The organism is Ignavibacteriota bacterium, assembly GCA_013285405.1.
In the GTDB taxonomy this organism is placed as follows: domain Bacteria; phylum Bacteroidota; class Ignavibacteria; order Ignavibacteriales; family Ignavibacteriaceae; genus IGN2.
Window position 1 is genome coordinate 2725373 of the sequence record CP053446.1, and the last position, 15311, is coordinate 2740683.

A 15311-nucleotide genomic window follows, 5' to 3' on the forward strand; every position below is an offset into this window, starting at 1 on the left:
GTCATAAATTATTTAAATTTTATTTCAATCAGGCAGAGTGTCATTATAAAATCAATTATTAAATATTTTGCTGTTATCAGCTTGCTTTTCATTATTCTATCATCCTGCAGTAAAGAAGGATCAGAAGAAGAGAAAAGTCTAAACGAAAGATTAAATTTTAGCAGTACAGAATATTTGCAGTCTTTCAAAAGTAAAATAACTTCAATTGATTCAAGTTTGATTAAGCTGGATACACTTATTCAATACTATGATACATTGCGAAGTTTTTATACCAAAAGAAATTTCCAACCGCTATTTATAAAAAGTTTTGATGATGAAGGAAATGTCTATTCAATCCTTTCCATATTTGAAAAAGCTGGTGACCACGGATTGAATCGTGAGCAATATCATTTTAACAATATTGTATCTGAGTTTACAGATGCAATAGATACATTGCCAAATAAGTTCAGATATTCAAATTTGTCGAACGCAGAATTATTACTGTGTGATGGAATTCTAAAATATTGTCAACACCTGCGATATGGTGCGGTTAATCCAAAGGAATTATTCTCCGATTCTTACTACATTCCTCTGGATGATTCAACAAAAGGAGATTTATTTCAGCCGTTAAAACAAGAAAATATTCTGCAATACCTTGTTGATATCCAGCCAAAAAGTAAAAGATATGTCGAGTTACAAACTGCTTTAAAATATTTCAGCAAATTCAGTAATATCAAGTGGGCTATTATTCCGGTACCTGTTAAAAAAATCGAACCTGGCAGTCGTGATTCTTTGATAGCAAAAATAACCCAAAAACTTATTTCACTTGAATACCTTGATACTTCAAAGATTAAGATCAATGACTTCACATTTTATGATTCGACACTTGTTGAATTAGTGAAATCTTTCCAGCGAAATAATGGTCTGGTTGATGATGGGGTAATAGGTAAAGGAACTATTGAACGTTTCAATATTTCACCAAAGCAGAATATTGACATAATAAAATTAAATCTTGAAAGATTCAGATGGAATGAATATGCTGATACCGGCAAATATATTTTAGTAAATATTCCGGATTTTATGCTCAATATTTTTAATGAAGGGAAAAAAGTTTACACTTCCAAAGTATGCGTTGGTTCAAAGCGATCATCATACTATCAGCAGCAATTTAAAGTTTATAAGAAAACAAAACAATGGAAAGATAAACCGGATGATTGGGAAACACCTAATATGTTTGGCGAGATTTCATATATAGTGCTTAACCCAACATGGAATGTTCCACCGAGTATTATGCGGGAAGAAATCGCTTATAAATTGAAAAAGGATTCAACTTATTTAAGAGATAAGAATTTTAAAGTTTATAAAGATGGGATTGAAATTGATCCGATGGAAGTTCAGTTAGCCGATCTTCATTCTGATAAAATTCCATACAGAATAATTCAAGACCCAGGATCCGGAAATGCACTCGGCAAGATAAAATTTATTTTCAGTAATCCGTTTGGAATTTACTTACACGATACACCAAACAGACCGCCATTTAATCAATCAAACAGAGCAGTCAGTCATGGCTGCGTTCGTGTTGAAAAACCGTTGCCACTTGCGGAATTTCTTTTAAAAAATAATCCGAAATGGAATATCGATTATCTTAAAATTGAGATTGGACAAAAAGTCGAGAATAAAAAAATTGTCTCAGAGTATATGAAAAAAAGAACTTCATTGAGGAAAAATTCAAGTCTCGGTGAAACTACCGATGTATCACTTGCACAAAAAATTTCATTGTATATTGATTACTATACTGCCTGGGTGGATGATACAGGAATCCTTCAACTAAGGACTGACGTTTATGGCAGAGATAAAATTTTACTGGATTATATGACTAATCAAAGATTCATCTGATCATTTGAGAAGAAGCATCTTCTTCGACTGAACAAATTCGTTTGCAATCATTCTGTAAATGTAAGTTCCGGTGCTCATCGGAAATCCTGAATCATTTAGTCCATCCCACTCAAGTGTGTACTGACCTTTTTGAACCTGCTCATTAAACAGCGTTTTAATTTCTCTTCCGAGAATATCATATACTTTAATCATTACTTTACTGTCAACCGGAACTTCGAACCTCACGCTCGTTGATGGATTGAACGGGTTAGGATAATTCTGATATAAAACGTAATCAAGTGGAATGTATGGTGGTTCAGAATAAATTATTTCGATATCAGCGTTAAAAATTCTTTCTCTATTAACATTGATCAGTATTAGATTATCAATGCTGATACTTTGAGGGTTGCTGATATTAAAAGGTATCTCAGCAAGAAAATTCTCTCCTGATTCAATAATTTTTGTACCTTTTCTGTCATATAACAAAACTCTTAATTGATCAGAACCTTCATAATAATATCCATTTCCAAGATCTGTAGTTATTAACATATTGTTCGGTACTTGAAATTCGCCAGCAAATTCAATCTGAGCTGCTCTTACATCAGTGCTGGTATTCAGATATGCAGTAATTCCTTTTTCATAAATATAGAGTTTTACTTTATAATCTTCTTCACCTTCAACTTTTGGAAAACTGGTGAAAGAACATCCGTTGATTGGAATTCCGTTTGGATAAATTCCAGTAAGAATAATATTTTGAAGAAGAGATAAATCCTGCACATTAACATAAGCATCAGGATTTGGTTCCGGATCACCTGGAATCCATGGAGCAATATTTGCTCTTTCGAATTCATCTGTTTCAAGTGAGTCTCTTCCGACAATATGATCTACTATCATAATTATATCAAGAATATCCAGACATCCATCACCATTAACATCACCATAAGCTGCAACCCTGTTAAGTGCAATGACAGTAAGTTCATCTCTTGAAGGAGTTATATCTATTGGAAAACCCTGATAAGTACTTGCTTCTGCATCCGAAATTTTGAATGATGATTTTACGCTGTCCTGCAATGCCGGAAGATTGGCTACACGGTATTTGACTTTTAACAATTCATTGTAATCACCGGGAGGTAGTCCATTATCCTGATTAAGATTAAATAACAAAACCAGTATTTCATCAACCGATGCTCCGTTTCCGGTAAGTGGTCCTCTGAATACATTATATGTAAGTACCCAGCTTGGATCAATTACATCTGCACCTTTCTGAATATTCTGGAATGTCAGAATAACATTATCATCAAGAACTTTGTTAACGAGCAGCCTGAATTGTAATGCTTGTGCTTTGTATTGCAAATCTTTTAATTGCATTATATCTATATATGAATCATCTTCCAATCTATAAACAGTATCTTGCTCAAAAATTAATCCCTGATCAGGTATGATATAAATTCCTTTAATGACTATTATGAATTCCTCTCTCGATGGTGTTATATCAATTTGCTGTCCTTGTATTGTACTGGCAATTGCATTCGCAATTTTCATCGATGATTTTACACTGTCCTGAATGACCGGAATCTCCGCAATCCTGTAATTCACTTTAAACAGTTCGTTATAATTACCTGGCTGTAAAACACCATTCTGACTTGTGTTATATAATAGAACTAAAACTTCACACTCGTATGCGTCATTGGATAAAGTAGTACCTTCAATAACATTGTAATTGATTACCCATTTAGGATCACTGATATCAGCACCTTTTTCCAAACTTTCAAAAATCAGTATTGTGCTATCGTCTTCGGCTTTGTTTATTTTTATTCTGAATTGGATAGCGTGTGCAAATCCACTAAGATTTTTTAGTTGAATTATATCTACATAAGAACTGTCTTGTTTGCGGTATGCAAATGCTTTTTGAAAAATTAAACCGGATTCCTCGGTAGGAAATAATGAAATAGAATTTGAATCCAGTTTATCCGGAGTGTTATTAAAATTGTTTCCACCTGCCAGCATTTCAATTGCAGGAATAAAAACAAAGAATAAATACAATAAAATTAATTGACGGGAAACCCGCATCTCTGTTCTCTTCTTATAAAAAAATTACTCAACCACGAGCATCATTATTCAATAACAATACCAGCCTGTTTGTTTATTTTGATACAGTTATTCTTGTGAAAATCATCCTTAAACAGAATTAATGATAGTTAGCTGATTAGTTAAGTAAAGAAAGAATAGGGAAGTGATGTAATAATTGCTTTGCAGATGGATATTATAGGTAATCTGTATTACCTGTAAAAGATCGTAACCCAGAAAATATAAATTAAGTTTTAAAAGGAAACATCGAAAAGAATAGTACGACAACGATTGTAAGTCCTACCAATGATAATGTAATCGTCCCGCCTAAATCAAATCTGTTTTCTTTTAATTTTCCGACGTCATCCATCAATATAATTTTCTTTTTGGGTACCCTCAGATATAACTAAAGAGTCACCAGCTATTTGAACATTCGTAGAATCATTTTTCTCAACGATGAATTCTCTGCCGTTGGTGTAGACAATTTTAATGTCTTCCATCGTAGAAATTTTAGTGTAATCGGCTTTTGGAATGACGAAATAAGAATGACAACCAGTAAACAAAATTGAATTGCACAGAATGCAGATTATAAAACGCAAAGTAATTTGTGAAAATTTCAAAGTAAAATATTTTTATTATTTGATGATTGCTTACTTAAGCAATGACATTTTTTTTGTTTGTATGAAACTTCCGCATTTTAATTGATAAAAATAAATTCCGGAAGATGGAAAATGTTTGATGGAAGATGTATTAAACTCAACTTCATAAGTACCGGCAGGTTTTTGTTCGTTGACGAGAGTTGTGACTTCATTTCCTAAAATGTCAAAAACTTTCAATGTTACATAGCTGCTAACTGGCAAATTATAACTGATTACTGTACTTGGATTAAATGGATTCGGATAGTTTTGAAATAGCTCGAATTTCTGTGGTAACAAACTTATTTCTGAAATATCAGTTGGTCCGTTCTGCCGTAATGGATGCGGATATGTAAACTGAGTATATCCAGGTTTTGGTGTTGTACCGTTATTGATAAAATCTCTTCCTTCAAGAAGATGTGGTTTTCCGTTTACTTCACAACCGTTAGTACAAACCATCCCGACCAGTGTGTTATTGCTATAATTATTCCATAAATAAAGTGGATAGCTGTAAGCTGTTGCTCCTTCACTTTGAGTCCCTATTTGATATTGACAACGCCAGCCAGCCTCACCTGAAACGTTTTGGTCAGCAGGATCATTTCCATCACAAAGAGATAAACTTCTTGGGTCAAATGATTTATAATCAATTGCGCCTATTGGAATAGTCCAATCCGTTTCCCAGGTTCCACCACCGATAAAATTGTTTCCCCAAACTACACCGGTTCCGGCGGAAATGTCCATTCCTTTCCATTTTGTAGTGTTTGTCCAGAATGTGTTATTATAAATTTCGTACGCATTAGCACTCACTAATCCGCTTCGCGCTAAATCGTGTGTCTCCCAAAATCCATAGTTTATTGTATTATTTCTGAAGACAACTCTTCCACCTCGATACAAATCCATACAAGCTGCACCAGTAACTCCGTACCAATCATCCCAGTCAAAAATATTTTCTTCAATGAAGAAGAAATCTGATGTCCCAAGAACCAATGGAGATTCCCAGTCATCAGTACCATCTCCGTAGAAGATTAATCCGTGAGCTGAACCTTTGAAAGTATTTTGATAAATCACACCACTGATGCCAGAGTAACCTGAAATGGTCCACTGTTTATTATTCTCAAATACATTATGGTGTACTAAAAGATTTTTCCAGTTTTTCGGACCGCCAAAATTGATTGCAGTTCCACTCCAGTAGTCTGTATCGCCTCCATAAAACCAGAATCCTGTAATTTCCATTCTGCCGGTTTTATTTCCAGCATCAACTTCAAGTAATCCGTGATTTGTTCCACCATAAATTATTTTAGTACCACCATCACCTGAACCAGCACCAATCAGTATGATTGTTTTATTTTGAATTATGACTTCTGAATTCCAAATACATTCTCCTGCCGGAACGAAAACAGTATCTCCATCTTGAGCAAAATTGATAGCCGATTGAACATCAGCTTGTGAACAACTTGCTGCCTGAATAATATTAGCCGATGAGACGGGCGTAGTGCAAAGTGCAATTAAACTTATTGATGCAAAGAATTTTAATGGTCTCATTTTCATCGCCTTTAAATTTCAGTTAATATATTTTCTATTTGATTAATAACATTGACTTTGTAATTGTAAAGTTCTCAGCTTTCTCACCTGGAGTTCGTACCGACATTTGATAGAAATAAATTCCGCTTGTTAATGTAGAATTCATAATGTAAAATGTAGAATGAAAACCAGCTTCGAGATATTCATTTACGAGTGTTGCAACTTCTCTGCCCAATAAATCATAAACTTTCAATGTTACGAAACTGCTTACTGGCAATTGATAACTGATTACAGTACTTGGATTAAATGGATTCGGATAGTTTTGGAATAACTGAAAATCAGTTGGGTTATTTTCTTCATCCACTATTCCTGTAGTATTTGAATATTCATAGCATCCAATATCAAAACCATTTCCTTGCGGACGAATTATCCCATCTTTATCAACGGTTGGTGCAAGAACAGAACTTCCGGCATCAACAGCAGGACTTGTAATAATTAAATGATAATCTCCATTTCCTCCGGATGGATTTACAAAGTAATTCGAAGCATTATTCATTGTAATTTCTATATTATGATCTTCAGATACGCCACCTGAAAATGAAAAATCTGTAGAAATATTATTTCGCACAGTAACTCCTGATGAAGGCGTTCCATTTTTATGATCGGTAACCATAATCCATGGGTCAGGTGATGGTGTTAAATCATTATCCACAACAGTATTGTTTATTATTTTACAATCAATAGCGCCGTAAAAAGAAATTCCATGCCAGTGATCAGTTATAATCAGATTGTTTTCAACGAGCCAGTTCTCAAACATTCCATCGAACAAACCAATTCCCTGAAGGTTACTTCTGTATGGCTGGTTTGGATCTTCAAAATTTATAATTGTGTTTCCGCGCAAAATAATATTTTTAACAACACCAGTACCAACACCACCCGGACCAACTGACCAGGATTGAAATCCATCATCGTGATTGTCATCTACATCGTACGAATTTTTTATTAAGTTATATTCGTAATTCGCATCGTCACCCAAACCTCTTATCCCATCTCCACGAAAATTTGATATGATGTTTCCGGAAACCAATGTGTACTGAGCACCATTTGAAATTCCATGATCAACTACACTGACGAGATTATTTTTGACGGTTATATTTGTTCCATCCATTGTAATACCATTACCTGCCTGGGAAACCCAATCAGAATCTGTCCAGCCAGAAATATCATCTGAATAATTTATGTTACAATTTTCGGCAGTGAGATAATTACCGTCTAACCTCAATGCATTTTTACCGTCTGCACCGCTGGTGTATCTTGGTTTGATATAAACGCCGGATAATTTCCAATAGCTGCAATTGCTAATATTAATACTTGAAAAAATTGCTGTAGCTCCTGTATTTGATCTGATAACAACAAAAGAGATGTTATTCTTTCCGGAGATTGTGAGGTTATCATAATTACCACTCAGTAGGCTGATTGTATCTCCACCTTGAACATTGTTAATAGCGTTTTGTAATTCCGTTGAATTGGATACTATAAATTCAGCAGCTCTAATCGATTGAATATTGTAAAATGATACAATTCCAAAAAGCAAACCAAGTAAAGATATTTTCATTATACATTCTCCTATTTAATCAGCAACATAGATTTAGTTTGAATAAAATCATCAGCAATCATTCTGTAATAATAAACACCGCTTGATAGACCTGTGGAGTTAAAAGTAACTTTATAAATGCCGGCAGATTTTTCCTCATCGACTAATGTTGAAATTTCATTTCCTAAAATGTCATAAACTTTTAAGATAACATATTGCCGACTGCTGATTGCATACTGAAGATTGGTCGAGGGATTAAATGGATTGGGATAGTTCTGATAAAGAATAAAATCATCAGGAATATTTCTTGGTGAAATTACTTCACTAGTACTACAAGGATCATGTCCATAAATAAACCGATAACCAGCCGGGATTCGACTAATATTAACATCATTAATTTCTCCCGGGGGAGAGGACGGATCAAATGGAGGCCATTGCAAAGAACAAAAATATTCTGGCTTGGTGCTTCTGAAATAACTTACCGGAATATTGTGATCAGTAATTGAAGGATCCCAAATAATTAAATTGTTTTTATAATCATAGTTACCATGTCTTATCATTGATGTTTTTACATTATGATCAAGTTCCTGCAAACCATTTCCTGTTGCGTATTGACCGATATAGCTTGGAGGAGATGTTGGTCCCCAGGTCCCGGTAAAACCATTGTTACCCATGTTTGGGAAACCTAATTTATAAATTACTTCATCTGAGTAACTGAATGGAGTTTCTGGTTGATACAAACCGTTCGGATCGAACGTACTTGTCCCTAAAATATTCCCAACGAGATTAAAATAATTATTCCATCTTCCAATATTAACTGCGATGAGATTTTCATTTGCTGTTGAATGAGTGGCTGTAAACCAGTTTCTTAAAACAGTAATGTGACTTGTTGAACCAAAGTAACCATCACTGCCCATTCCTCCTGCAATATTTCCTTCTACTAAGTTCATCAGGTTATGAGGTCCATGACTCACGCTGATATCCATTCCAGCCATATCCGAAGAGCCCGTATTTGCGTTATAAGAAAAATTATATGCAATTACGTTTCCGGCACACCCACCTCTTGAATCACCTAAAATAATTCCCGGAAATCCTCCGTTGTATGTGATGTTATCTTCAATAAGATTGAATGAGCAATCTTCATATAAATCTATTCCTTCGTGATTTGGACCACCACCGATCACCGAATGAGTATAGTTATGTCTTATCTCTCCGGAAACAAAACAGTACAAAAACATTTGACGGTTTGTTGAATTTTTTATCTCAACATTTTTTATCCAGCATCCCCAGGCTTGATCAAACTGAATTCCAACACCACTTTGAGAATTACAGTCAATTGTTAAATCTTCAACACCAGTACTTACCAAAGGAGAAATTGCATATTGAACAAGAGTTGGAGAGTCAGTAAAAGTAAATGGTATTGGAGGTGTTAGTGTAACAGTCGTTGCAGTTTTTGAAACAACTCTGAATGTTGCAGATAATAATCTGTCATTTGTAGTTGGAGTTGAAACATCAATTACAAATGGCAAATCATCCTGTTCAATTCTTACAAGGTTTCCAACAATTATTGATGAAGTATTTGAAACAGTAACGACACTGCTTCCTGCAAATGCACCGGCAGTTATTGCTAATCCATTTGCAGGTCTTGGCCAATCAGCAGTACCTAAGAGAAGCATTTGACTAACTGACGTTCCGGCGATTAAAATTGTATTCCCAACTCCGGCACCACGAATCGTGATGTTATCAGCATAAGCCCGATAAACACGATTATCCAATCGATAAATTCCTGATGGAATATAAACGACTTGTCCTTCCGGACATTGATCGATCGCTGTTGCAATTGCAGATGAAGCATCAACATTTCCATTTCCATAAAGAACGGAATCTATAACTGCACCAATAATTGTTCTGTTTGGAATTCCTTCGGGAACTCCAACATTATTTTCCCAATCATACAACCGTTCTGAAGGAATTATTTGAGGAATTAATGTGTCGATTGAAATTAAAAAAAATAGACACAAATGAATTTTTAATATAGAATATTGTCTCAACATTTTCATTCTAAACTTTTTTTAAATTTGAATTATTGCTATTTGAGTAACGTCATTTTTATTGTCTGAATAAAAGAATCTTGCTGTAGTCTGACAAAGTAAATTCCACTCGATAATTCTGAAGCGTCAAACCGAACTTCATATTTACCTGATGATTTAAATTCATTTATGATCGTTGCAACTTCGTTTCCTAATACATTATAAACTGTTAATGATACAAATCCTGAATTTTCTAATTGGAATTTAATTGTGGTTGAAGGATTGAATGGGTTTGGAAAGTTTTGGAACAACTGAAATTCATTTGGAATATTTTCGTTAGCCACTTCAGTTGTTGAGGTGTATTCATAACTACCAATATCAAAACCACTTCCCTGTGGACGCGAAACATTATCGAGATCTTCAAATACTGTTGGAAGAACTAAATTTGTTCCTGCATCAACAGCTTGTGAATTTTGAAGCAGATGATAATTTGCATTTGAATAATCAACAAAAATTTGATTTTCAGGATCAGCAATCATTGAGTGAGTATCATATCCCATCGTTTGCCATTGAGACAATGTCATATTCGAATTGCCATCATCATCACTTAATCTGTTTACAAGAATATTGTAATCACTAACAAATCCTGTAACAGATGCAGCATCAATCGAAATACTTCCTCTGAAACTGTGATGATTAATCAGAATATTATTATAAAGTGTATTACCGGTTGATCCATCGACAGCAATCACACACCAACGTCCATCGGAGGGCTGGATGATCGTGTTGTTATAAACTTTATTATTCTTCGAAGCATCTCCACCATCTATCTGATACATCGCAATACCAGTTGCGTGATTGTTGTAAATAAGATTATTAAATATTTCAGAACTTTGGACTCCATCCATATTTATTGCAGAACCGCCTCCATAACCGTTATCATGTAAAATATTTCCTTCAACTATTGCATCACTTATGATACCATCACCACCCATTGAGATATCGCCATTCATATGAATTCCGCAACCGTTATTATTGAATGAATGATTGTTCCTGATGATTGGTCTGTCACTGCTGTTAGAAACATAAATTCCGTGTTCATCTTCGCTGAATGAGCAAGTATTATTTTCAATTAGAATATCATCCGTAAATCCTGTAAAAATACCCCAGCGATAATTGTTGTGACAATAATTATTTTTTATTGTAATAAAATCAGAAACAGCAGCACGAATTCCGGCACGTGGCTGATCGAGAATTTCAAAACCATCAATTACAATCCAGGAAGCATTTTCAATATTAATTCCATCGGGAGTAACAGAATTTGGTTGATCAATAATTACATTATCTTCTGTTGCTTTAAATGTGATAGGATTATTTTGAGTTCCATTCGATCTGATATCAAATCCAGTATAATTTCCTTCAAGAACTAAAACCATATCTCCTGCAGCAACTAAATCAGCAGCATATTGAAGAGTTGCAAAAGCTGTTTGAGGTGTTAATCCGTTGTTGCCGTTGCTGCCATTCTCTGAAACGTAATAAGTGGTTTGCGAATAAATAATGTTCCAGCTCAACATCATTAAAAAAGTTAGTGAAATTCCAAATCTGATAATCATTGTTAACTCCGTTTGTTATTTTATTGATTCGAACAGACAATAAGAATACCAGATGATTGTTATCTGAGAATTTCCTTGAGAGTGATTTTCAGCAAATAATTGATTTCTTAAAACGACAATTATTACATTTTGACCGTCTTCTGTGGTAATTTTACGATGTTTTTATAGTAATGCTTTTGACAGCAATTTAATGTTTTTATTGGAGTAAAAGATGAATTTTAACCTTATTAAAAAATCTGAATTCGATAAAGTAAGATCGATTACAGCCGATTGGGAAACGAAGATACAGCTCTTTGCTGATATGTGCAGATACAACACATTGGTTGCCGTGAAGAAAGCTGGTTCTGGTCATCTTGGTTCATCACTCAGTGCAATGGATATCACAACTTATCTTTATTTAAATGAGTTGAATGTTTTAGAAGTTGGTCTCGATTCGCCCGATCGTGATATTTATTTTTCTTCAAAAGGTCACGATGTACCCGGATTGTATTCTCTCTTTTATGCACTCGGAATTATTCCCGAAGAAAAATTATTATTGTTAAGAAGACTTCACGGACTCGATGGTCATCCAGAAGTTCGTCAACCGGGAATCGAAGCAAGCACTGGTTCACTTGGAATGGGAATTTCAAAAGCAAAAGGAATGGCATGGGCAAAAAATTACAATAAGAATAAAGGTCACGTTTTCGTTTTAACTGGTGATGGAGAATTCCAGGAAGGACAGATTTGGGAATCGTTACAGGCAACAGCTCACCAAAAAATTAATGATGTGATTGCAATAATGGATCACAACAAATACCAGACAGATATGTTAGTAAAAGATGTTAATAATATTGAAGATGTTGTTGAAAAAGTGAAAGCATTTGGATGGTATGTTGTTCGAATTGATGGACACAATTACAAAATGCTGAAACATACTTTCGATGCAATGAAAAAGTTAGTTGATAAACCAAAAATGATTATTGCTGATACCATTAAGGGAAGGGGAGTTTCTTTTATGGAAAAACCTCTCACTGAAACTTTCCAGGGAAAAACACTTTACAAATGGCATTCAGGTGCACCAGATGACGAAAGTTATGAGAAAGGATTAACTGAATTAACTGAAACGATTAATAAACTTGCAGAAAAACTTGGTGTCGGGAAAATTCAAATTCCAGAAAACAAATCTGAGGGGAAACAAATTACAAAACTCGATAAAGAATTTGTTACTGTAGCTTACGGCGAGGCATTAGTTGAACTTGCAAAGACAATTAAAAATTTTGTTGTTCTGGATGGAGATCTTTCGGCTGATTGCAAACTTCGTAACTTTGAGAAAACTTATCCTGACAGATTCATTGAAAACGGAATAGCAGAACAGGATATGGTTTCAATGGCTGGTGGAATTGCGAGAATGGGATTGATACCAATCGTAAATACATTTTCAAGTTTTCTTTCTGCAAGAGCGAATGAACAGATTTATAACAATGCCGGTGAGAAAACAAAAATAATTTATACCTGTCATTTTTCAGGAATGATTCCGGCGGGACCCGGAAAGTCACATCAAAGTGTTCGTGATATTTCTTTGTTCGGTGCATTACCAAATGTTACAATTATTCAACCTTGCAATGCAGAGGAAACAAAATGGGCAACAGATTATTGTATAAACGAAGCTAAAGAAAATTGTGTTTTAAGATTAGTAATTGGACCTTCTCCTGAAAGAATTCAGCTTCCGAAAGATTATAAATTCAAAATTGGGGTTGGAGTAGAACTCACTCAAGGCAGTGATGCAATTTTATTTGGCTACGGACCAGTAATGCTTCACGAAGCTTTAGTTGCAGCAGAATATTTGAAAAAAATCGGTTTCGGTTTGAAGGTTATTAATTTGCCATGGTTAAACAAGATAGATAAAGATTGGTTGAGGAATATAGTATCAGATCAGAAAAAAATATTTGTGTTGGAAGATCACTCAGCTATCGGTGGATTAGGTGACAGGTTATTAAATCAATTCGTGTCGATTAGTGCAAACTTGCCTGACGGCAGTCAGGTTGGTGGCCTAGAATTTAAAAACTTTGGATTAACCGAATATCCAGAATGCGGAACACCACTTGAAGTACTTGAATTTCATAAGCTGGATGGAAAATCTTTAGCTCAAAGAATTTCTGGAGTAACTAATATTGGAACCGCAGAAGCAGTTGAGCAAAATTACACTACAGATGCGCCGCAGTAATCAAATTAATTTACTCAAACAACTCATTCAAATTGTGAACATATAACGCAAGCCCGGTCATCTTTGTTTCAGTCCAGTCATATTCAAAGTAATTGGTATTATAATATATAATATCTATATGATCACGGAGAAAATCTGTTATTGAATTTTTTGCCCATAACGCTGATAACTTAAATAATCCCTTTGCTCTCAATTCGTATCCATTTGTAATTTCCGAATAAAAACCACGTCCGGAGAAGTGACCAAAATAAAGTGCAACCGATTCAACGAATTCCAGTTTCGTGCCTGCTCGTGAGACAATTTTTTGAGTTCCTTCAATTTTGATAATGTTTTTCCAGAATTGTAAATCGCTTAAAGTTGGTTCATATTCGGAATTGCCTGTAGAGTCACGCGAAACCAAAAGATCTTCTGCTTCAACTGTAAAAGATAAATTAAATGCATTGATGGAAAAGTTATCAGAAATCAAATCAAATCCTGCTGACAATCCATAACCTGTTCTGTCTGTTCTTGGAAGAGGATCTGACTGAACAGGATCAACATAATATATTTCGTCACCAATATTTGATTTTGAATAGCCTAATGAGAAATCGAAAGTTGGTTTGCCATTTAATTTTCCATCGATGGGTAATAACAGGTTTTTATTAATCAACTTAATTACAGGAACATTCAGAAGAATACCAAAATCATTAACTGTGGTTTCAGCAGAAAATTCATTTGATAAAACTGATTTTACATTTTTAATTGTGTATCCGATGCTTAATTGAACATAATAATCCATCCCTAATCCAAATGAGTATGCATTGTAATAATCTTTAGCTTCAAATTCACCAATTTTATTTCCATTTTCATCATTCCTATTAAAAGTACCAAAATTTAATTCCGGATTTGAATAACCAAAACCAAAACTCAGCGGAAATCCAATTAAATCTTTAAAATTATAACCTGCGTTAAACGCTAAAGCACTTAGTTCACGATCAAGATTAAAAGATGGAATCCAGTCAACCGGTGTTGGATAAAAAATGAAAGTTAAATTATTTGTCTGGCTAGTATATCCTAATTGTGCCGGGTTCCATAGAAATCCAAACGGATCATTTGTTGGAAGCGCTGAACCAGTTGCGCCCATTGCACTTAGTGAAGGTGAAGGATTCAATAATAAAAATGGAACAGCAGCTTCACCTTGTGCGTACGATTTGACTGCAAAATTTAGCAGAAAAACAATAGCGGTTAGAAAGGATGTAGTTTTCATCAAGCTTCTCCGATAATATTGAGGATAAACATAGATTAATTCTACTGAACAAACATACACGAAACTATTGATTGAGCAAGGGTATTTTTTAGTGACAGATTAGATAGTGATTGAAGATCGAAAAGCCAGATGCCCTCTGTTGATGAGGGAAAATTATAAAATCAGATTATCTATAGAAATAAGGATCCAGCACACTGACTTCTATAATATTATCCACCGGTAATCCATTTGCTTCAGCAGATTTTCTTATTGCTTCAGGTGATGGTGCATCGTAGATACAGAATGTTTTCTTGTGATCCATTGTAACATAAGAATGAACCCACGATACATTATCTTCTGCATTAACCGAAACAACATTCAAACACATTTTGCTTCCTTCCATATTTACAGGAATTTCCAAACCATCAGGAAATGTTCTTTCAACAAGATAACGATGCATTACAATTTTTTTACTGCTATTATCCTGTGCAAGAGAATTATTTGTCATCACTGTGACAACAAGAAATGCAACAAAGGAAATGACTAACGCTTTCATCGGGCCTCCGAAA

Annotated in this window: 10 protein-coding genes; 2 read left to right on the forward strand and 8 right to left on the reverse strand. The window is 34.6% G+C overall.

Annotation, left to right across the window (positions count from 1 at the left end; all coding sequences use genetic code 11):
* Positions 1-81: 81 nt before the first annotated feature.
* Positions 82-1875 carry a L,D-transpeptidase family protein gene (locus HND39_11980; GenBank protein QKJ96939.1) on the forward strand — a complete coding sequence of 598 codons (1794 nt, stop codon included), beginning with the start codon at positions 82-84 and terminating at the stop codon, positions 1873-1875.
* On the opposite strand, the gene HND39_11985 is transcribed toward HND39_11980, so the two are convergent.
* From HND39_11985 to HND39_12010, 6 genes are all read right to left on the reverse strand, one after another.
* Positions 1876-3924 carry a T9SS type A sorting domain-containing protein gene (locus tag HND39_11985; protein ID QKJ96940.1) on the reverse strand — a complete coding sequence of 683 codons (2049 nt, stop codon included), beginning with the start codon at positions 3922-3924 and terminating at the stop codon, positions 1876-1878.
* 359 nt (positions 3925-4283) lie between these two features.
* Complete coding sequence (locus tag HND39_11990) at positions 4284-4541, reverse strand: hypothetical protein (GenBank protein ID QKJ96941.1); 258 nt, start codon at positions 4539-4541, stop codon at positions 4284-4286.
* A gap of 30 nt (positions 4542-4571) precedes the next feature.
* The gene (locus tag HND39_11995) at positions 4572-5015 is read right to left on the reverse strand and encodes a T9SS type A sorting domain-containing protein (GenBank protein QKJ97990.1); all 444 of its coding nucleotides are present in this window, start codon (positions 5013-5015) and stop codon (positions 4572-4574) included.
* A gap of 1117 nt (positions 5016-6132) precedes the next feature.
* Positions 6133-7692: a T9SS type A sorting domain-containing protein gene (locus HND39_12000; protein QKJ96942.1), complete on the reverse strand. Its 1560-nt coding sequence runs from the start codon at positions 7690-7692 to the stop codon at positions 6133-6135.
* An 11-nt stretch (positions 7693-7703) separates the two neighbouring features.
* A complete protein-coding gene (locus HND39_12005) occupies positions 7704-9731 on the reverse strand; it encodes a T9SS type A sorting domain-containing protein (protein QKJ96943.1) in 2028 nt (675 codons plus the stop codon).
* Positions 9732-9760: 29 nt separating this feature from the next.
* Positions 9761-11314, reverse strand: coding sequence for a T9SS type A sorting domain-containing protein (locus HND39_12010; GenBank protein ID QKJ96944.1), 1554 nt, complete (start codon positions 11312-11314; stop codon positions 9761-9763).
* 211 nt (positions 11315-11525) lie between these two features.
* Here HND39_12010 and HND39_12015 point away from each other — a divergent pair, with 211 nt between their 5' ends.
* Entirely contained in the window at positions 11526-13517 is a 1992-nt protein-coding gene (locus HND39_12015; GenBank protein ID QKJ96945.1) for a 1-deoxy-D-xylulose-5-phosphate synthase, read from the forward strand.
* 10 nt (positions 13518-13527) lie between these two features.
* Here the strand turns inward: HND39_12015 and HND39_12020 are convergent, their stop codons facing one another.
* Positions 13528-14763 carry a hypothetical protein gene (locus HND39_12020; GenBank protein ID QKJ96946.1) on the reverse strand — a complete coding sequence of 412 codons (1236 nt, stop codon included), beginning with the start codon at positions 14761-14763 and terminating at the stop codon, positions 13528-13530.
* Between the two features lie 166 nt (positions 14764-14929).
* The gene (locus HND39_12025; protein QKJ97991.1) at positions 14930-15202 is read right to left on the reverse strand and encodes a DUF4242 domain-containing protein; all 273 of its coding nucleotides are present in this window, start codon (positions 15200-15202) and stop codon (positions 14930-14932) included.
* Between the last annotated feature and the right edge of the window lie 109 nt (positions 15203-15311).

What these genes read in the sequence shown, in the direction of transcription:
- HND39_12005 (QKJ96943.1), bottom strand. Translation starts at nt 9,731, where the DNA reads ATGAAAATGTTGAGACAATATTCTATATTAAAAATTCATTTGTGTCTA.
- HND39_12020 (QKJ96946.1), bottom strand. Translation starts at nt 14,763, where the DNA reads ATGAAAACTACATCCTTTCTAACCGCTATTGTTTTTCTGCTAAATTTT.
- HND39_12010 (QKJ96944.1), bottom strand. Translation starts at nt 11,314, where the DNA reads ATGATTATCAGATTTGGAATTTCACTAACTTTTTTAATGATGTTGAGC.
- HND39_11985 (QKJ96940.1), bottom strand. Translation starts at nt 3,924, where the DNA reads ATGCGGGTTTCCCGTCAATTAATTTTATTGTATTTATTCTTTGTTTTT.
- HND39_12000 (QKJ96942.1), bottom strand. Translation starts at nt 7,692, where the DNA reads ATGAAAATATCTTTACTTGGTTTGCTTTTTGGAATTGTATCATTTTAC.
- HND39_12025 (QKJ97991.1), bottom strand. Translation starts at nt 15,202, where the DNA reads ATGCATCGTTATCTTGTTGAAAGAACATTTCCTGATGGTTTGGAAATT.
- HND39_11995 (QKJ97990.1), bottom strand. Translation starts at nt 5,015, where the DNA reads ATGGTTTGTACTAACGGTTGTGAAGTAAACGGAAAACCACATCTTCTT.
- HND39_12015 (QKJ96945.1), top strand. Translation starts at nt 11,526, where the DNA reads ATGAATTTTAACCTTATTAAAAAATCTGAATTCGATAAAGTAAGATCG.